The organism is Saccharibacillus sp. O23 (genome assembly GCF_002205895.1).
In the GTDB taxonomy this organism is placed as follows: domain Bacteria; phylum Bacillota; class Bacilli; order Paenibacillales; family Paenibacillaceae; genus Saccharibacillus.
This window is the reverse complement of the sequence record NZ_NJDE01000011.1, coordinates 47,572-66,328: the sequence shown is the minus strand read 5'-3', so window position 1 is coordinate 66,328 and position 18,757 is coordinate 47,572. Positions and strand designations below refer to the sequence as shown.

Annotated in this window: 23 protein-coding genes; 22 read left to right on the top strand and 1 reads right to left on the bottom strand. The window is 59.0% G+C overall.

The window, feature by feature from the left end:
* The first annotated feature begins 359 nt into the window (after positions 1-359).
* The 20 genes from trpD to CDO73_RS15995 all read left to right on the top strand — a co-directional run bounded on the left by trpD (position 360) and on the right by CDO73_RS15995 (position 16,296).
* Positions 360-1,448 carry an anthranilate phosphoribosyltransferase gene (trpD, locus tag CDO73_RS16090; protein ID WP_088489549.1) on the top strand — a complete coding sequence of 363 codons (1,089 nt, stop codon included), beginning with the start codon at positions 360-362 and terminating at the stop codon, positions 1,446-1,448.
* Positions 1,438-2,265, top strand: a complete 828-nt coding sequence (trpC, locus tag CDO73_RS16085; protein ID WP_088489548.1) for an indole-3-glycerol phosphate synthase TrpC — start codon at positions 1,438-1,440, stop codon at positions 2,263-2,265. The genes trpD and trpC overlap by 11 nt, the downstream gene beginning before the upstream one ends.
* Positions 2,262-3,020, top strand: coding sequence for a phosphoribosylanthranilate isomerase (locus tag CDO73_RS16080; protein ID WP_088489547.1), 759 nt, complete (start codon positions 2,262-2,264; stop codon positions 3,018-3,020). The genes trpC and CDO73_RS16080 overlap by 4 nt, the downstream gene beginning before the upstream one ends.
* Positions 3,020-4,222, top strand: coding sequence for a tryptophan synthase subunit beta (gene trpB, locus CDO73_RS16075; RefSeq protein WP_088489599.1), 1,203 nt, complete (start codon positions 3,020-3,022; stop codon positions 4,220-4,222). The genes CDO73_RS16080 and trpB overlap by 1 nt, the downstream gene beginning before the upstream one ends.
* Complete coding sequence (gene trpA / locus CDO73_RS16070) at positions 4,219-5,106, top strand: tryptophan synthase subunit alpha (protein WP_088489546.1); 888 nt, start codon at positions 4,219-4,221, stop codon at positions 5,104-5,106. The genes trpB and trpA overlap by 4 nt, the downstream gene beginning before the upstream one ends.
* Positions 5,107-5,268: 162 nt before the next feature.
* Positions 5,269-6,366 carry a histidinol-phosphate transaminase gene (gene hisC / locus CDO73_RS16065; RefSeq protein WP_088489545.1) on the top strand — a complete coding sequence of 366 codons (1,098 nt, stop codon included), beginning with the start codon at positions 5,269-5,271 and terminating at the stop codon, positions 6,364-6,366.
* Between the two features lie 48 nt (positions 6,367-6,414).
* Positions 6,415-7,503: a prephenate dehydrogenase gene (locus CDO73_RS16060; protein ID WP_088489544.1), complete on the top strand. Its 1,089-nt coding sequence runs from the start codon at positions 6,415-6,417 to the stop codon at positions 7,501-7,503.
* 421 nt (positions 7,504-7,924) lie between these two features.
* Positions 7,925-8,266 (top strand): hypothetical protein, encoded by a 342-nt coding sequence (locus CDO73_RS26505; protein ID WP_143536139.1) that lies wholly within the window; start codon positions 7,925-7,927, stop codon positions 8,264-8,266.
* 116 nt (positions 8,267-8,382) lie between these two features.
* Positions 8,383-9,117: a metallophosphoesterase family protein gene (locus CDO73_RS16050; RefSeq protein ID WP_088489598.1), complete on the top strand. Its 735-nt coding sequence runs from the start codon at positions 8,383-8,385 to the stop codon at positions 9,115-9,117.
* A gap of 76 nt (positions 9,118-9,193) precedes the next feature.
* A complete protein-coding gene (locus CDO73_RS16045; protein ID WP_088489542.1) occupies positions 9,194-9,919 on the top strand; it encodes a DUF4274 domain-containing protein in 726 nt (241 codons plus the stop codon).
* A complete protein-coding gene (locus CDO73_RS16040) occupies positions 9,916-10,239 on the top strand; it encodes a hypothetical protein (RefSeq protein WP_088489541.1) in 324 nt (107 codons plus the stop codon). Before CDO73_RS16045 ends, CDO73_RS16040 begins: the two co-directional genes overlap by 4 nt.
* A 30-nt stretch (positions 10,240-10,269) precedes the next feature.
* Positions 10,270-11,067, top strand: coding sequence for a metallophosphoesterase family protein (locus tag CDO73_RS16035; protein ID WP_088489540.1), 798 nt, complete (start codon positions 10,270-10,272; stop codon positions 11,065-11,067).
* 54 nt (positions 11,068-11,121) lie between these two features.
* Complete coding sequence (locus tag CDO73_RS16030; protein ID WP_088489539.1) at positions 11,122-11,757, top strand: hypothetical protein; 636 nt, start codon at positions 11,122-11,124, stop codon at positions 11,755-11,757.
* Positions 11,754-12,191, top strand: coding sequence for a hypothetical protein (locus tag CDO73_RS16025; protein WP_088489538.1), 438 nt, complete (start codon positions 11,754-11,756; stop codon positions 12,189-12,191). The genes CDO73_RS16030 and CDO73_RS16025 overlap by 4 nt, the downstream gene beginning before the upstream one ends.
* Positions 12,192-12,251: 60 nt before the next feature.
* Positions 12,252-12,872 carry an immunity protein Imm33 domain-containing protein gene (locus CDO73_RS16020; RefSeq protein WP_088489537.1) on the top strand — a complete coding sequence of 207 codons (621 nt, stop codon included), beginning with the start codon at positions 12,252-12,254 and terminating at the stop codon, positions 12,870-12,872.
* 169 nt (positions 12,873-13,041) lie between these two features.
* Positions 13,042-13,647, top strand: a complete 606-nt coding sequence (locus tag CDO73_RS16015) for an RNA polymerase sigma factor (RefSeq protein WP_088489536.1) — start codon at positions 13,042-13,044, stop codon at positions 13,645-13,647.
* On the top strand, positions 13,637-14,257 hold the full coding sequence (locus tag CDO73_RS16010; RefSeq protein ID WP_088489535.1) for a hypothetical protein: 621 nt from the start codon (positions 13,637-13,639) through the stop codon (positions 14,255-14,257). Before CDO73_RS16015 ends, CDO73_RS16010 begins: the two co-directional genes overlap by 11 nt.
* Before the next feature lie 47 nt (positions 14,258-14,304).
* Positions 14,305-14,913 carry a histidine phosphatase family protein gene (locus CDO73_RS16005; RefSeq protein ID WP_088489534.1) on the top strand — a complete coding sequence of 203 codons (609 nt, stop codon included), beginning with the start codon at positions 14,305-14,307 and terminating at the stop codon, positions 14,911-14,913.
* Between the two features lie 358 nt (positions 14,914-15,271).
* Positions 15,272-15,490, top strand: coding sequence for an IDEAL domain-containing protein (locus CDO73_RS16000; RefSeq protein ID WP_088489533.1), 219 nt, complete (start codon positions 15,272-15,274; stop codon positions 15,488-15,490).
* A gap of 140 nt (positions 15,491-15,630) precedes the next feature.
* Positions 15,631-16,296, top strand: coding sequence for a DUF1405 domain-containing protein (locus CDO73_RS15995; protein WP_088489532.1), 666 nt, complete (start codon positions 15,631-15,633; stop codon positions 16,294-16,296).
* Between the two features lie 101 nt (positions 16,297-16,397).
* Here CDO73_RS15995 and CDO73_RS15990 read toward each other — a convergent pair whose 3' ends face one another.
* Positions 16,398-17,258: a YitT family protein gene (locus CDO73_RS15990; RefSeq protein WP_088489531.1), complete on the bottom strand. Its 861-nt coding sequence runs from the start codon at positions 17,256-17,258 to the stop codon at positions 16,398-16,400.
* A gap of 311 nt (positions 17,259-17,569) precedes the next feature.
* On the opposite strand from CDO73_RS15990, the gene CDO73_RS15985 reads away from it, so the two are divergent.
* The gene (locus CDO73_RS15985; RefSeq protein ID WP_088489530.1) at positions 17,570-17,923 is read left to right on the top strand and encodes a nucleotide pyrophosphohydrolase; all 354 of its coding nucleotides are present in this window, start codon (positions 17,570-17,572) and stop codon (positions 17,921-17,923) included.
* The gene (dapB, locus tag CDO73_RS15980; protein ID WP_088489529.1) at positions 17,920-18,720 is read left to right on the top strand and encodes a 4-hydroxy-tetrahydrodipicolinate reductase; all 801 of its coding nucleotides are present in this window, start codon (positions 17,920-17,922) and stop codon (positions 18,718-18,720) included. The genes CDO73_RS15985 and dapB overlap by 4 nt, the downstream gene beginning before the upstream one ends.
* Positions 18,721-18,757 lie beyond the last annotated feature (37 nt).

Genomic DNA, 18,757 nt, shown 5'->3' with positions numbered 1-18,757 from the left:
TAAGGATTCGCGCTTCCGCGCCGGGAACAGGAGTGTTGCCGGGCGGCTGCGGAGAATCGTGGGGTCCGTAGGGACCGATGCGGCGCAGGCCGCAAGACAGAGCAGAGTCAGGCTGAGCAGAGTTAACGTATAAGCGGTAAATTCACGGAAGACCGTCCGCGGATTTATTCGGGTTATACATCGACGAATGCGATCCTTCGGAATCCGGATTCGGTCATTGCGCGATCAAGCGACGACCGTTTCGGCCAAAGACCTCTGCTGCGAAGCGGAGGTTTTTTTTATACCTTTCGCCGCGGCGGAATTCCGGCAGGCAGCCTCGGGCGCTCGAACATCATTCGACCTCGAAGGAGAGATTATCCATGCAAGCATTCGAACAAACTTTTGAACATCAAGGCTCCGCGGGGCGCCCTCAAGCCGCGCTTCATGTCAAAGAAGCCCTGGCGCTGGCTTCCGAAGGCGTATCGCTAACGCGCGAACAAGCGAGAAGCGCGATGGAAAGCATCATGAGCGGCGAAGCGACGGCCGCGCAGATCGGCGGTTTCCTGCTGGCGCTGCGCATGAAAGGCGAAACGGTCGAAGAGATTACCGGATTCGCCGAAGCGATGCGCAGCTTCTCCGGCCGCGTCGGCACTTCCCGCGAACGTCTGCTGGACACCTGCGGCACGGGCGGCTCGGGCATCCATAAATTCAATATCTCGACGGCGTCCGCTCTGATCGCGTCTTCCGCTTCGGTCCGCGTCGCCAAACACGGCAACCGCTCGGCCAGCGGCCGCGCGGGAAGCGCCGACGTGCTGGAAGCGCTCGGCGTCAATATCGGCTTGACGGGCAATCAAGCGGCGGAATGCTTGGACCGGATCGGCATCTGCTTCCTGTTCGCGCAGACGTATCACCCGTCGATGAAGCACGCGGCGGGGCCGCGCCGCGAATTGGGCGTCCGCACGGTGTTCAACCTGCTGGGCCCGCTGACCAACCCGGCCGGCGCCGACCGTCAGGTTCTCGGTCTCTACGACGCCGGCCGCACCGAGCAGATCGCCTCGGTGCTCGGCAATCTGGGCGCGAAGCGCGCGATGGTCGTCGCGGGACTCGACGGCCTCGACGAGATCAGCGTCTCCGGACCGACGCGGATCTCGGAACTGCGAGGCGGCATCGTGCGGACGTACGACATCGCGCCGGAAGAACTCGGGCTTCAGCGGCATCCGATCGAAGCCATTCTCGGCGGAGACGCGGCCGACAACGCGCGCATCGTGCAGAGCGTGCTGTCGGGCGAGCGCGGCGCTCGCCGCGACATCGTGCTGGCGAACGCGGGCGCCTGCATCTACACGGCGGGAACGGCCGCCGACTTGGCCGAAGGCGTGCGGATCGCGGCGGATATCGTCGACTCGGGCTTGGCCCTGAATAAACTCGAACAATTGGTGCGGGTAACGGAGGAGTGCGGATATGTATCTTGATCGAATCGTAGAGACGAAGAAAAAAGAAGTTCAAACGCTTAAAGAAACGCTGAATCTTGCGGAAGCCGAATCCCGCATCGCGGCCATGCCGCCTACGCTCGGTTTCGAAGCGGCGCTGCGCCGTCCGAAACGGCCCGGTATGGCGTTGATCGCCGAAGTCAAAAAGGCTTCGCCGTCCAAAGGGCTCATTCGGGAAGATTTCCATCCCGTGCAGTTGGCCCGCGCTTACGAAGAGGCGGGCGCGGACTGCTTGTCCGTGCTGACCGACCGGGATTATTTCCAAGGCAGCCCGGATTATCTGACGGATATCCGCGCGGCGGTCGGACTTCCGCTGCTGCGCAAAGATTTCGTCATCGACGAAACGCAGATCTACGAAGCGCGCTTGATCGGCGCGGACGCGGTTCTGCTGATCGCGGCCATCCTGCCGGCGCAGCGGCTGCGGGAGCTGAAGCAGGTCGCGGAATCGCTCGGGCTGGATACGTTGATCGAAGTGCATAACGCCGAAGAACTGGACAACGTGCTGCAGGTGACGGACCGGGGATTGATCGGCGTCAACAATCGGAACCTGCATACGTTCGAGACGGATCTGGCGACGACGGTCGAATTGGCGAAGCGCGTGCCGGCGCAGGCGCTGCTGATCAGCGAAAGCGCCATCCGCACGGCGGAAGACATCGCGTACGTGGCTTCGGGAGGCGCGCGCGGCGTGCTGATCGGCGAGACGTTCATGCGCCGGCCGGTCATCGGCGAAGCGGTAGCGGAAGTCATGGGGCCGCTGCCGGCGGAAGCCGGAGCTTCCCGCGCGGAGGAATCGCGATGACGCAGGCCAAGATCTGCGGCATCACGACGCCCGAAGCGCTGCGCCGGGCGGCGGAACTTCGGGTCGATTATATCGGCCTGGTGTTCGCGCCCAGCAAACGCCGCGTAGAACCGGAGGAGGCGGGAGCTTTGATCGCCGAGCTTCGCGGCTTACGGGCTGCGGCTTCGGAACCCGAAACGGCCGACGGCGGCTCCGCGCCGCAAAGGTCGTCGGCAAAGCCGCAGGTCGTCGGCGTGTTCGTCGATCCGACGATGGACGAACTGGACCGCGCCCTTGCGGCCGCCCCGCTGGACGTCGTGCAGCTGCACGGCCAAGAAAGCCCGGAATTCTGCCGGGCGGTCCGCGAACGTTTCGGGGTGCGGGTGTTCAAAGCGTCTTCGATCCGCGAAGACGGTTCCGGCCTTGACGCCGACAGCGGCGGCGATCTTCAAGCGAATCATGCGGAGCGCGCGGAGGCGATCGCGGAGGCTTACGCCGGAGCGGCCGACGCGCTGCTGATCGACACGCATGATCCGCTTTACGGCGGCGGTTCCGGCCGCACGTTCAACTGGGAGATCATCCCGCTCTACCGGGATGCGGCCCGCGCCCGCGGCTTGAAGCTGTTCGTGGCGGGCGGACTTACTCCGGACAATGCCGGGGAATTGATTCGACAATACGCGCCGGACGGCGTCGACGTCTCGAGCGGCGTCGAAACGGACGGACTCAAAGACCTTCATAAAATGACTTTATTCGCGGAAAGGGTGGCTTTATCATGATTCAACAAGTACCGGACGCAAAAGGACGCTACGGCGATTTCGGAGGACGCTTCGTTCCCGAGACGCTGATGAACGCTTTGATCGAACTCGAACAATCGTATCTGCATTATTCGGCGGACGAAGCTTTTAACGCGGAACTGAACGATCTGCTCAAGCAGTATTCCGGCCGCGAGACGCCGTTGTATTACGCCAAACGTCTGACCGAACATTTCGGCGGAGCGAAGATCTACCTGAAGCGCGAAGACTTGAACCATACCGGCGCGCACAAGATCAACAACGCGCTGGGTCAAGGCCTGCTGGCCGTTCGCATGGGCAAAAAGAAAGTCATCGCGGAAACCGGAGCCGGCCAGCACGGCGTGGCGACGGCGACCGTGGCGGCGCTGCTCGGTCTGGAATGCAAAGTATTCATGGGCGAAGAAGACATGCACCGCCAGCAGTTGAACGTATTTCGGATGAAAATGCTCGGCGCGGAAGTCGTGCCGGTCATTTCCGGAACCAAGACACTGAAGGACGCGGGCAATGAAGCGCTGCGCTACTGGGTCAGCAACGTGCAGGACACGTTCTACATCCTCGGTTCGGCGGTCGGTCCGCATCCGTATCCGCTGATGGTCCGCAACTTCCAGCGCGTGATCGGCGACGAGACGCGGCGCCAGATTCTGGAGAGCGAAGGGCGCCTGCCGGACACGATCGTGGCGGCGGTCGGCGGGGGCAGCAACGCGATCGGCATGTTTTACCCGTTCGTGCAGGATCAAGACGTGAAGTTCGTCGGCGTCGAAGCGGCAGGCAAAGGCATCGATACGCCGCTGCACGCGGCCACGATGACGCTCGGCACCAAAGGCGTATTCCAAGGATCGATGAGCTATCTGCTGCAGGACGAATACGGTCAGGTTCAGCCGGCCCATTCGATCTCGGCGGGACTCGATTATCCGGGCGTAGGTCCGGAGCATTCGTATCTCAAAGACATCAAAAGAGCGGAATACCGGCCGATCACGGACGAAGAAGCGCTGGATGCGCTGAAGCTGCTCTGCCGCACCGAAGGGATCATTCCGGCGTTGGAATCGGCGCACGCGCTGGCCGAAGCGGGCAAGATCGCGCCGACGCTCGGCGCGGACAAGCTGCTTGTCGTCTGCTTGTCCGGACGCGGCGACAAAGACGTGGAATCGATCATGGCTTACGAAAACGAAGGAGGGAACGCGCAATGAGCACACGGCAGAACCTGATCGGGCGCATCGCCTTGAATCCGACGGCGGAAGGCGGTTTGTCGGCCGGCGCTTCCCAGACCAACGCGATCGAAGAGACGTTCCGCCGGATCGGCGAACAAGGCGGCACCGCGCTTATCCCGTTCCTGACGGTAGGCGATCCCGATATCGAAACGACGCTCGAGATCATCGAGCAGCTCGAAGCGGCCGGCGCGGACGTATTGGAACTGGGCGTGCCGTATTCCGATCCGCTCGCCGACGGACCGGTGATCCAACGGGCTTCCGCGCGCGCGCTTCAGCAGCTTATCAGCGTGCGCACTTGTCTCGGCGTTGCGAAGCAGGCGAGAGAACGCGGCGTGAAGATGCCGTTCGTGCTGTTCACCTACTACAATCCGGTACTGCAAACGGGGCTGGACACGTTCTTCGCCGAAGCGGCACAGCACGGGATCAGCGGCTTGATCATTCCCGATCTTCCGCACGAAGAAGCGGCGGACGTGCTCGAACGCGCCGATCGCGAGAACCTCGCGCTGATTCCGCTCGTCGCGCCGACGTCCAGCGAGCGGATCGAGAAAATTTTGAACAACGGACGCGGCTTCGTGTACTGCGTCTCGTCGCTCGGCGTGACCGGCGAACGCGCTTCGTTCCATGAAGGCGTCGATGCTTTTATCCGCGACGTGCGCTCCCGTACGGATCTGCCGGTAGCGGTCGGATTCGGCATCTCCAGCCGCGAGCAGGTGGAGCGTTTCGCCGAGATTTGCGACGGTGTCGTCGTAGGCAGCGCGATCGTCCGCAAGATCGAATCGCTGATCCCCGATTTGATGAACGCCGACAAACGCGAAGATGCGCTCTTGCAAATTCGCGAATTTGTGGCAGAATTAAAGGTATAACGATTTTGCCCGGTGAACGAACGGGCAAAGACGAATCGCCTGTCCGGCGGTCCGTCTTTGCCCGCCCGGTTCGTCTCCCGCGCGAGTCTATACTTTTAGCGTCGTTGCGTCCCGACACTGTCGTACTGCAACACGCCAAATCAGGAAAGTAGGGGAATATTCATGCAGCCTAAAGCGCATATCGTCGACCTTCCGGTCTACCAACCCGGTAAACCGATCGAAGAAGTCCAAAAAGAATACGGTCTCAGCGAAGTGGTGAAGTTGGCTTCGAACGAAAATCCGTACGGCTTTTCCCCTCGCGTCAAAGCGGCGATCGAAGAGGAACTGACCAAATTCAACTTGTATCCGGACGGCGGAGCGGTCGAATTGACGGCTGCGGTAGCGGAGTATCTGTCCGTAAATCCCGATCAGGTCATCTTCGGCTGCGGATCGGACGAAGTCATCGCCTTGATCGCGCGCGCGTTCCTGTCGGAAGGCGATGAGAACATCATGGCGGACGCCACGTTCTCCGTCTATAAGAGCAATGCCGATATCGAAAAAGCGACGAGCATCGAAGTGCCGCTTCAAGCCGGCAAACACGATCTCGAAGCGATGCTGGCGGCGGTAACGGACCGGACGAAGATCGTCTGGATCTGCAACCCGAACAACCCGACCGGCACGATCGTCAGCGAAACCGAATTGAGAAGTTTCCTCGACCGCGTTCCGTCTTCGGTAATGGTCGTGCTCGACGAAGCTTATTTCGAATACGTGACCGACGAAGAATATCCGGACGGCACGAAGCTGCTGTCGCAGTATCCGAACGTCGTCGTTCTGCGCACGTTCTCCAAGATCTACGGCCTTGCCGCGCTGCGTATCGGTTACGGCGTCGGGCAAGCTTCGGTGATCCGTTCGATCAACCAAGTGCGCGAACCGTTCAATACGACCCGGATCGCGCAGGCCGCGGCCAAAGCGGCATTGGCGGATCAGGAGTTCGTGCAATCGTGCCGGACGAAGAACGCCGAAGGCCTTCTGTTCTTGCAAAAAGAATTCGACCGGTTGGGCTTGTCCCATCTGCCGGCGAACGGCAACTTCATCATGGTCGACACGAAGCAGCCTGCCATGGAACTGTTCCAGCGTATGCTGCAAAAAGGGGTCATCGCGCGTGCGGGATTCAAGCTGTATCCGACGTATCTGCGTGTGACGGTCGGTTCTCCGAGAGAGAACGAGATCTTCATCCGGACGTTCGAAGAAGCATTGAACGAACAGGGAGCGACCGTCTAAAGACGGAAGCTTTCCCTGCAACCCTTAACGAAGCGAGGCTGACCTCTTATGAAAATTGCCGTGATCGGCGTCGGGCTGATCGGCGGCTCGCTCGCCTTGTGCTTTCGCGGAAAGCCGGGCGTCGAGCTGGTCGGTTTCTCCCACCGGCAGGACCTCGCCGATCTGTGCGTGGAACGCGGAGTCGTCGACTCCGCGACCTTGTCGCTGGAAGAAGCGGCAGACGATGCCGACTTTATTTTTCTTTCCACGCCCGTCGGGCTGCTGGAAGACTATTTGGAACGAGTCCATGCTTTGCCGCTGAAAAAAGGCTGTATCGTCACCGACGTGGGCAGCACCAAAGCTTCGATCGCCGCGCGGGCGAGAGAGTTGGACTGGGGCGACGCCTGCTTTATCGGCGGCCATCCGATGGCCGGTTCGGAACGTTCGGGCGTGCAGGCGGCGACGTCGCTGCTGTTCGAGAACGCGTATTACGTACTGACGCCGGAGCCGGACACCGATCCGCAGGCGACCGAAGCGTTAAGCCGGCTGCTGTCGTTCACCCGGGCCAAAGTCATCTGCATGGAACCGGGCCAGCATGACGAGATCGTCGGCGCGATCAGCCATCTGCCGCATATCATCGCGGTGGCGCTCGTCAACCAGATCAGCGGTTACCACGAAAGCAATCCGCTGTATCGGACGCTCGCCGCAGGCGGTTTCCGCGATATCACCCGGATCGCGTCCAGCGACCCCGTCGTCTGGCGAGACATTCTGCTGAACAACCGCTTCAACCTTTTAAAGCTTCTACGCGACTGGAATGCGCAGGTAGAAGGCTTTATCGACCAGTTGGAGCGCGAAGACGGAGAAGGGATCTCGGCGCGTTTCCAAGAAGCCGGCGATTTCCGCAACGAACTGCCGGAGCGCCGCAAAGGCGTGATCGCCAAGACCTATGACCTGTATCTCGACGTGCCCGACCATCCGGGCATCATCGGCCGCATCACGACCGAGCTCGGCTCGCGCGGCATCAACCTCAGCAATCTCCAGATCATCGAGAGCCGGGAAGACGTGCCGGGTCTTATGCGTTTGTCGTTCCGCGACGAAGTGCAGATGGAGCGGGCGAGGGAAGCGCTGGGAAGTCTGGAATTCGACGTCTACGTATGAAGAAACGTCCGTAAGCTTTTTCGAGTTAAGCGCAAAAAGACCGCCGTCCGGAACGGCGGTCTTTTTGCGTCATTCTAACTTTTCGACAAAAAAGGAAAAGAAAGCGTTGACAATTTGGAAGCGTATACATATAATAAAACTACAGTATGGTTTCTCTCCACTCCTATTCTATAAGCGCACTTGGATAGTGCGCGGGCCGCTCACAGTGAGCGGCCTTTTTTTGTGCGGCGATTCGCGCGAACGCGAAACGGCTGCACGGACGCTGTTCAAATTCGAAGCCCTTCTGTCGCCGCTGCCCGGAATTTGCTGTCTTGCCGTTCTGAACGCGATCGTTAAGGGTAAAATCATAACGAGGACGCTGCCGGCCGCGCAACGCGGAAGCAGGACGTCCGTTCAGTCGAAAGGTCAGGGAGGAATAAGCATGGTTAAGCCGGAGCTGCAACCGCTGCGCGTGCCCGGCGGTTGGAGAGTAGACGTGAACGCGCTGCAAGAATTGGACCCTTCGCCGGAAACGATCGATTGGTTTTACGGTTCGATTCTGTTCAGCGCGATTCATCGTCGTTTGGGACTCGAGCTGCATGTCCATTGGGAAGCCGAAGGAGATCCGGCCGGAAGTTACGTGCTTCAACGTTATCGTCTGCAATTCGAGAAAAACGGGGATCGCGCGATCGCCGGTTACTTGATCGACGAGCAGCGGATCGCCGAACGCCGGCGTCTGGTCGAGCGGATGGAAGCATATATGAAGTCGTCGGAATGGTCTTGACGTTTTCGATCGAACGCAGCTGCGGAAGTTTCGGCTTGAAGCCGAAGCTTCCGTTTTTGGTTTTGTCCGAAGAACGGTATACTGTAAAGATACGCATTAGAAAAGGGGGGAAAATCATGATCTACATAACGGGAGACGTGCACGGCGCGCCGCGAATCGGCCGGCGGCTCAACATGCGGAATTTTCCCCGGCAAAAAGGCTTGACGAAAAACGATTACGTCATCGTGGTCGGCGACTTCGGGTTGATCTGGAATCTCGACGCCGAAGATCGTTTCTGGTTGAAATGGCTGGACCGCACGAAATCGTTCACGACGCTTTTTATCGACGGCAACCACGAGAATTTCGATCTGCTGGAACGCTTTCCGGAAGAGGAGTGGAACGGCGGCAAAGCGCGGCGCATCAACGACAGCGTGCTGCATTTGACGCGTGGACAAGTCTTCGAACTTGAAGGATTGACGTTGTTCGCGTTCGGAGGAGCGGCTTCGCACGACCGGGAGTTCCGCAAAGAAGGCGTATCTTGGTGGGCGAGGGAGATGCCGTCGGAAACCGAGTATGCGGAAGGTCTGCGAAACTTGGAGCGCCACGATTGGAAAGTCGATATCGTGCTCACGCATACGTGTTCGCGTTCGGCGCTGGAATCGATCGGGCAGCGGATCGGCACCGAAGTCGAACCGGACGGGATGCACGATTATTTTCAACGGATCGAAGATCGGCTGTCGTTCGGGAGCTGGTGGTTCGGTCATTACCACGCGGATTTGGAGCTGCCGGGCGGACGAAGATTGATCTACGAAAATATCGTCGAATTCGGCGGGAAGGCGTCGGGCGGCGCGGAATCGGCGATTTCGACTTGAACTGGACGCAGGCGCATAGGATACTGTAAGGGAAGCAATCATGGAGAACGAGAAGATTCTGTAAAGGGGCCGAAACATGACGAATTGGTCGGAAATCGCCAGAACCAAAAATGTACATGCCGTCCGCACCGCGGCAGGCGAGCTGGACGTGAACGAGCGGGACGAGCGGGGGCGCACGCCGCTGATGTTGTTTATGACGTACAAGCTGCCGACGGAAGCCGTGGAGATCCTGTTGGAAAGAGGAGCGGAGCTTGAAGTGACGGATAAGCTCGGGGAAACGGCGCTGCTCAAAGCGATCAAGTTCCATCAAGAAGGCGCGGTAAAGCTGCTGCTGAAATACGGAGCGCAGATCGACTCGCCGCGCGGAATCCGCGATACGCCGTGGAATGCCGCGGCGTCGAGAGGCGATCGCGCCTTGGCGGATCTGCTGCTCGATACCCGAGGAGCGGTACGGCTGACGCTGACATCGGAAGAACAGGCGCAACTGGACGCGCTGCTGGATTACGAAGATCAAGAAGCGCAGATCGAAGCGGTTCGCGCGCTGGATTCCGTGGTGCTGCTGCACGCGTTCGTGAGCGGCTATAACTGGGACGACGGAGCGGAGCCGATGTTCGCCGTGCTGGAGAATCCCGCTTGCGCCGAGATTACGCTGCTCGAGATGTACGATCTGGCCGACGGGGATTATTGGCTGCAGCTGCGCGAAGACGAAGTCGAAGGCAACGAAGAACGGAGCCGTTTCCGCAAGTTGGCGGAGAAACTGCGCGCCAAACTGCAAGCTGCGATGCCGGAAGAGTTCCGATGAGCGGCGACGGCGAACTTTCGGTCGAACAAAGTTGGCATCGGGCCGTGGAACGCGGACGCGTCCGCGGCTACGAAGAAACGAAGCCTTGCGCGGATTGTTCGGGCGGAGAAGAGTGGAGGCAGTATGCGATCCGCAAAAAAGACGGACGTTACCAGACCTATTTCTTCGCCGTGGACGCGGGGCGAATGGAGATCATGGAAGATTGCGCGCAGGAAGAACGGTCGGAGTTCGCGAATCGGGAAGACGCGCTGGCGCATCTTCGCTTGAAAGGAGCGGATCCGTCGCGGTTCGCCCCGTTCAAAGGCCAAAAACCGTTCTGAACGCAACGGTACAGCAAGGAGGAACAACGAATGCGGATCTTGAAGATCGAGCCGGAACCGGCGGATCGCGTTCCGTACCGCTCGGCGCTGACGGGAGGCGGAAGCGCGATCGCCGATCTGCCCGTTTACGCGGGCTTGATCGAAGGGCTGCCGCCCGGACTCGACGCGCTTGTCGTCGCGTCCGATCTTCAAGGCGTCTGCGAAGCGCCCGGTTCCGGGCCGAGGCTGCTCGGCGAGGAGCTGGCGGAGCGGTTGGCGCTGCTGTTGGAATACGAATTTCCGCGGCTGGAACCGCGGCGGACGCTGGCGCTGCTGTGCGGCGATCTGTATGCCGATCCCGAAGTCCGGGGTTCGAGCGGCGATCCGCTGCCGGTCTGGCGGGCATTCGCGCGAGCGTTCGGCGCGGCCTGCGGCGTAGCCGGCAATCACGATCTTCTGCCGCCCGGCGGCGAAGCGGAATTGGACGCATGCGGCAATGCCGAATTCTTCGGCTCGCCCGGCGTACGGGATGTATCGGGCATCGCGCTGGCCGGACTCGGCGGCATCGTCGGCCGCGAAGGGCGTCCCAACCGGATGCCGGAAGAACGATTTCTGCGCGAAGTCGATCGGCTGCTGGCGCGACGCCCGGACGTACTGCTGCTGCATCAAGGACCGAGCGGACAAGGCGGCGACCGGCGCGGCCACGAAGAGCTTCGGCGGCGTCTCGAAGCCGGGCCGCCGCTGTTGGTCTGCTGCGGTCATATCCATTGGAAGCGGCCGCTGGCGGAACTCGGGCAGGCGCAGGTCTTGAACGCCGACGGCCGGGCTTTCGTATTTACGCGGGCTTGAAGCCGATCCGGCGAGCGGCACGGCGATTTCAGCCAACCGAAGGAGGCGCGGAAAGTGAGCCAAAGATTCGTCGACGAGCCGGGCGAACCGTATTCATTTTATTACGTGCTTCGCTCCGGCGGGCAGGTATATGTCGCTTGTCCCGCGTGCGGAGAAGCGGCGGAGATCTTGATGAAGGCAGAAGCGGAAGACTGCGGGAAAGGACTTCTTCGCTGCCTGTCCTGCGCGTATCGGGCGATCGAACCGGACAAAGGGCTGCGGTACGCGGCAAGCGGCGTCTGCGACGCCTGCGGCCTGTGGTTCAACGAAGCGGTTGCGGATGCCGGACGGATTACCCACAAAAACGCGCATGTCGCCTGTCCGAACTGCGGCGCGGATCAACAGGTCCCGCTGCGCAAGCTGCCCGGCGGCCGGGTATTCGGATCGGTAAGCGCCGAAGGAACGGATCCGATGTTCGGCTTGCCGCTTTATTTCCGGGACCGTTATAAAGGCACGCCGATCTGGGCGCTGAACCGCCGGCATTTGAATTATCTGATCGACTATATATCGGCCGACCTGCGCGTCAAACCGAACGGGCCTACGCTGCGGGCCGCTTCTTATCGGCTGCCCAAAGAACTGAAGCTGGCGAAGAACCGTTCGGGCGTGCTGAAAGTGCTGATGCGTTTAAAGCAAAGGAGCAATCGGACATGAATAGAGAAGAAGCCGTAGAGCTGTTGAAAAAGCACGCTTACGTGCATGAGGATTTGGAAGACGAGAGGCTGACGAGAGGATTTCTCGGCATGCTCAGACCTTTCGACGGCACGCTGATCGAAGCCAATTTTCACGAGCTGATGGAAATCTTGGACGTGCTGGCCGACGAATTCGAGCAAGATACGCTGGATCGTTCCGTCATCTCCTGCTTGTGGAGCATCTGCCAATACGCGAGAGCCTGGGCGCTCGAACCGGACGGCATGCTGCGGCGCAACGAATTGATCGACGACGGACAGCTTCGGCAGATGGCGGAGTGGGTCGATATCGTTTCTTACGCGGTGGCGACGCTGCTGGAAGGCGCAGGCCGGGAAGAGGCGTTCTGGGACTACCATGAACACGTCAAAGAGCAGGAACGCATCCGCGGCGCGAAGTAATTCGGACACGGGATTCGCCGGGACGAAACAAGAAACTTGAAACGGGGAGGCGACGACCGAATGTTGATCACGAAAGCCAAAGAAATCGGCGGAAGAGTATTTTCGCTCAAATGCGAGGAAGCGCTGGACAAGCAGGGGGAATTTCTGCTGAATCTGTTTCGCGATACGGAAGAACGGGCCGGGCGTCTCGAAGACGGCATGAAGATTCAAGTCGGATGGAGCATCCTGTTCGTGCACGAGCCGGAAAACGGCCGGGTCGAAATTCTCGCGCCCGATTACGCAAGCAATCCGTTCGCGCGCACGACCGACGATCTGTCGGCGACCCTGTCGGTGCAACTGGCTCAGAACCATATTCTCAAGCTGACCGGCGCGGACGGAGAAACGTCGTTGTTCCAAGACACGCTGATCGCTTCGGAGCGTGCGTTCGAGTCGGAGCGCATCTATCTGGAAAGAACCGAAGGGCGAGGAGACGGCATATCCGGTTGGTATTTGGGGCCGGCCGAAGGACAGGTCGAACAAGAAGAACTTCGCAAATATTACGTGTTTCAGCTGCTGACGCTGCGTCCCGGCGTGCTCAAAGTATTGGCCCTGCCGAAAGGGTATGTGGCGGTGCTTCAAGGCGACGAGATCGAAGCGGTGCTCGATGCGGAAGATCGTCGGGTCTGGCCTGTGAATTCGTAGCGAAAAACGGGTAAAAACAAAAAAAGAGAGAAAATTCGCCGCATGCTGCAACTTAATCGAGCTCCCGTACGTCTATGAGTCGAGTGTAAGGGTTTTTTGCAAAATATCGACGATATGATAAAATGGGCTGTAGATTTTTTGCGGCAAGCGAGGGAGGGGCGCGTTTTCGATGGAAGATTCCCAGTTGATTCGGGAAATTAAAGCGGGGAATGTCGAACTTTACTCGGTTCTCATGCGGCGCTATCAGCGCAAAATTCTGGCGTTTACTTACTATATGTTAAAAGGCGCGGGCCTCGGTCATCTTGCCGAAGATGTCAGTTCCGAAACTTTCTATAAAGCATTCAAAAGCTTGCAGTCTTTCCGCGAGGTGGAAGCTTCCTTCTCGACTTGGCTGTATACGATCGCGCGCAACACGGCGCTGAGCGAACTTCGCCGCCACCGCGCGGCCAGCGTACCGCTCGAAGACGGCGAATTCGTCGCCGACGCTTCGACCGACGCGGTACCGGAGCAGGCGCTGCTTCGCAACGAACAGGTCGGGATGGTGCGTTCCGCGATCGACAATCTGCCCGAGAAGCAGCGCGCCGCGCTGATTTTGCGGGAATACGATCAGATGGACTATCAAGAGATCGCCCGGATTCTGGGACAGAGTATCAGCTCGGTCAAGTCTTTGCTGTTCCGGGCGCGCCTCAGTATCAAAAATCAGCTTGAACCCTACTATTACGGACCGGTCTACGAAGAAGAGTTTTACAAGGGGATGAGACCGAATGAAGGGTAGAGAAGAAGACGGACATCGGGCCGGCATGCGCTGGAATCCCCATTCCCGGCGATCGGACCTTCCCAAGAACGAGACGGACGGACCGGGAGAACGGCCCGAAACGTCTTTCGATTCGGAAGAGTTTCCCGATTTGGACGAGCTGCTTCAAGAAGCGTCCTTCGAACTGCCGAGCATGGATGCCGAGCGGATGAACCGGGGCGTCATGGACCGGATCTACGAAGAGTCTCCGTGGCTGCTGCCGGGCGAAACCAAAACCTACGCTTCGCAGCACCGGTTTCGCAGCCGGGCGGCGATCTGGATCGGCGCGCTGCTCGCCGTCTTTCTCGTCAGCTTCGTCTACTTGGCCGGTTGGGGAGTTCCGGAACGGCCGCAGAGCGCGAGTCAGAACGTACCGGCCGGAGTAATCGTGCAGCCGCTGACGGTGGATGCGGGCGTGTCGGATTCCGGCGATTCGGACAAGGACGAAGGGCAATATTCGGATCGGGGAATCGTCGAGCCGCTGTTCGCGCAGATCGGCCCGACTCATCCGCAGTATTGGATGTTCTTGTCGCTGACGGGGATGGGACTTGCGCTGCTGGCGCTTACCCGGCTGGCCACGATGCGCAAATAAGTTCCGCCTAGGCGGAAATCATAGAAACGAAGGGGCGGAAGACGTCGATGTTAATCGGACTGATCAGACACGGGCTTACGGATTGGAACGCGGCCGGCCGGATTCAGGGGCGCAGCGACATTCCGCTCAATGAGGAAGGACGCCGTCAAGCGGCGCGTTTGGCGCAGCGTCTGGCCGAAGAAGAGTATCGTTGGGATTTCGTGGTTTCGAGCGGATTGAAACGGGCGCGGGAAACGGCGGAAATCATCGCGAACAAGCTCGGACTTCCGCTGCTCGACGCGGACGAGCGTCTGACCGAACGCGGATTCGGACAGATCGAAGGCATGACTTTGACGGAGCGCGAAGAACGTTACGGCGCCGGCTGGAACGACTTGGAATTAGGCCAAGAGAAAGTCGAAGCGCTGCAAGAACGCGCGCTTGCGTTCATGGCCGATCTCGAAGTCAAATATCCGGATCGCAATATTCTGGTCGTTACCCACGGAGGGCTTCTGTCGCGCTTGTACGCGGCTCTCTACACGGACCGCCAAGCGGAACGGATCGGCAATCTGTCGTTGTCCGTATTGGAGAAGCGCGACGATCTGTGGGAACCGTTGGTGTATAACTGTACGCGGCATCTGCTTGCCGAACCCGAAACCTCGGGCGAACATCGCAGCTGAAAAAGTCGTCGGCCGCTTCGGCCGAACCGCTCGAATCAAGCCTCTCGCCGCAGCGAAGGCTTTTTTTATTGAGTCCGATTCGTTCGGAGGCGATTAATCTCTTCAAAATTTCCGTGCTTTTTTTCCGTTTTCTGGTGCAAAGTTTTCGATAATGGTTAAAAGCAAAGAAAGGAGGCGGCTTGTTTTTGCTTTCTCCTTCCGATACCGTCGAAAATGATGACGCTCACAATTTCTCTAGACGCAAACAGGCATATAGGATGAGGTCACGCAGGTTCGCGGGGGATTCCCGAACCGGCCGAAAGTTGTCGAAGCATGATTAGCTTCCGCTGATGACACCATAACTCGGGAGGTGCGTCCTTTGGACAAGATGAAAGCTGCTTACGAAGTGATGTTGGGTCTGGCTGCCGAGATGATCTGGGACGAGGCGCTTCGCAGACGCCGCTGCGAAACGCTGCAGCAAGAGATCGACGCGGCTCTCGCTAACGGGGACGAATTGGCTTTTCTGGCTCTGACCAGCGAACTGAAAAGTTTGGAACGAGATAAGGAAACGACCGAATCCTCGAGCTTGCCAACTTGACGAAACGACAGTTAAAATAGAAACGGGTCCATAAAAAGCCTGACCGCCGACGCGGTCAGGCTTTTTATGGAGGTACGGCTTGCCGATAAGCGGCAAGCGCGCTTAGATACATATCGTCCATTCGGGAGGAAAATAACCACATGTCGTTCTCAATGTTATGGGGCCGAGCCCTGCTGACCGATCGCCGGATTCTCTGGCTGCTTTTTGTCAGCAATCTGATCGGTACCGTCTACGGTTATTACTGGTACGGAGGCCAGTTGGCCGACGTCTGGGCGAATCGTCCGGCTTGGCAGATCGTATTCGTGCCGGACAGCCCGACGGGAAGCCTCTTTTTCACCCTTGCGCTGCTCGGTTTGCTGTTCCCTCCGTCTTCGCGCTTCATGGGCGGCCTTGTTCGCTTGATCGAAGCGTTAGCGGTCGTGACTTCGGTCAAATACGGCGTATGGGCGATCTCGATCATCGTCTGGGACGCGGCGCTCGGCAATCCGATTCAGCCGTTAAGCTGGATGCTGATCGCTTCGCACGGGATCATGGCGATCGAAGCGCTGCTGTATGTCCGCTTTTTCAGTCTGGGCACTTTGTGGCTGATTCCGGCCGCGATCTGGACGTTCGCGAACGATACGGCCGATTATACGCTGGGCATCTTCCCTTATCTGTCGCCCGAACATCTGGATCGGCTCGACCAAGTCCGCAACTTCACTTTCGCTTTGACCGCCGTCAGCGTGCTGCTCGGTTGGCTGGCGATCCGAGCGGCCGGCCGCGGCGCCCGCTCGGCGGACTTTCCTTCTTATTCTCGGAAACCTTAACCTGGCGGGTGAAGGAAGCTTCGACGTCACATTAACCCGTCTTATTCTCGGAAACCTTCACCTGGCGGGTGAAGGAAGCTTCAACGTCACATTAACCCGTCTTATTCTCGGAAACCTTCACCCTGAACGTCATGCACGTCGTTCACGATGATGAACGCCCGCGGATCGACGGACTTCACGATCAGTTGGAGCTGTCGGATCTCTTGGCGGGAGATGACGCAGTACGCGATATGTTTGGCATGTTTGGAATAAGCGCCGAAAGCCGGAATCAGCGTGACGCCTCGATCCATCTCGGCCATGATCCGGTCGGCGATCGGCTCGGCTTCGTTGCTGATGATCATGAACGCTCTCGCGGCATAAGCGCCTTCCTGCACGAAGTCGATGACTTTGGACGCGATGAAGACGGCGACGAGCGTGTACAAGACTTTTTCTTCCGCGATAAAAAAGAGCGACAAGCCGATGATCATGACGTCGATCGCGAGGATGACCCGTCCCATGCTCCAGCCTTTTTTGCGGTTGAGAATGCGGGCGATGATGTCCGAACCTCCCGTCGTGCCGCCGAAGCGGAACACGATGCCGAGTCCCAGACCGAGGACGATGCCCGCGTACAAAGCGGCAAGAATCGGATCGTGCGCGTGCTGCACGAGGATTCCGCGGTCGAACAAGACCTGAAACAACCATAGAAACAAAGAAAGCGAAGCGATGCCGACGGCCGTGTACACGATCTGGCCCAGACCGAGGATTCGCCAGCCGAGGATCACGAGCGGCACGTTCAAGACGAGCGTCGACAAAGCGGTAGGAATGCCGAGTCCGTAGTTGAGCAGCACCGTGATGCCCGTGACGCCGCCTTCGGTGAATTTGTTGGGAATAATGAAGTAAAGCAGGCCGAACGCGTAAAGCGCCGTTCCGAGCAGAATAGCCGCTACCGTGCGGATTTTGGCGGCAGTCGAGTCCATGTTCATGAGAAGTTCCTCCGTATCGTCGAATCGAGTACGCTGACCGAATTCAATATGAGAGTTGCGTGCCGGCGGAGCATGCTTCGCATCATGATCGACCCAAGCACCGGCAGGGCGCGAGCGGACCGCGGAATCCACCGTCGCGCCTTTCGCCTTTTCAGTATACTATACCGGCTCGATTATGGTCCGCGCGCGGATCGGTTCAGGCGATAAGCGCTCCCGCGCGTCGCGAAAATGGTTTGTGTTCAAAATGCCTTTGCGATAACATAAGGAAGAGTGCAACAGAGCTTGGATCGCGAAAGGGGGCGAATGCCGTCATGGAAAAGAGTCTGGCGGAAATGCAGCGCGAAGTGGACCGTTATATCTCGCAGTTCAAAGAAGGATATTTCAGTCCGCTGTCGATGCTCGCCCGAATGACCGAAGAGGTCGGCGAGCTGGCGCGCGAAGTCAATCACAGCTTCGGCGAGAAGCCGAAAAAAAGCGGAGAAGAAGACAATTCCATCGAATTGGAGCTGGGGGACATTCTGTTCATCACGTTGTGCTTCGCCAATTCGCTGAATATCGACTTGACCGAAGCGCATGACAAAGTCATGCATAAATTCAATACTCGCGACAAGGATCGTTGGACGAGAATCGACGCCGACCCGCAGCAGGAGGAGGAACAACAATGAGCGAAAAAATCAAAGTGGCCGTCGCCGGCGCTAGCGGACGGATGGGACGGGAAGTCGTGAAGATGGTGCTGGCGGACGAACATCTCGAGTTGGTCGCGGCTGTCGACCGCTCCGGCGCGGGCAGCGACGCGGGCGAACTCGTCGGCGTCAAACCTTGCGGAATCATCGCGGTCGGCGATCTGGACGCGGCGCTGGGCGCTGCCAAGCCGGACGTGCTCGTCGACTTCACGGTACCTTCCGTCGTCTACGGCAACACGCTGACGGCGATCAAGCACGGGGTGCGTCCGGTCGTCGGCGCTACGGGCTTTACGCCGGAACAGATTCAAGAGCTGGACGGTCTGTGCCGCGAAGCGAACATCGGCGGACTGATCGCTCCGAACTTCTCGATCGGCGCGATTCTCATGATGCAGTTCGCGGCCAAAGCCGCCGAATACCTGCCGCATGTCGAGATCATCGAATATCACGGCGACCAGAAGCTGGACGCGCCGTCGGGGACTTCGATCAAAACGGCCGAATTGATCGCGGAGACGCGCAAGAAATTCAAGCAGGGCAATCCGAACGAAGAAGAAATCCTGCCGGGCGCGCGGGGCGGCGAATACGACGGGTTCCGTATTCACAGCGTGCGTTTGCCGGGCGTATTCGCGCAGCAGGAAGTCGTATTCGGCGGGTACGGGCAGAGTCTCAAGATTCGCCACGATTCCTACGAACGCGCGGGCTATATGCCGGGAGTCAAGATCGGAGTCGAGAAAGTCATGACTTATACGGGCATGGTGTACGGTTTCGAACACGTGATGTAATGGATTATCGGAGTTAAGGAACGATTTTATCGATGAC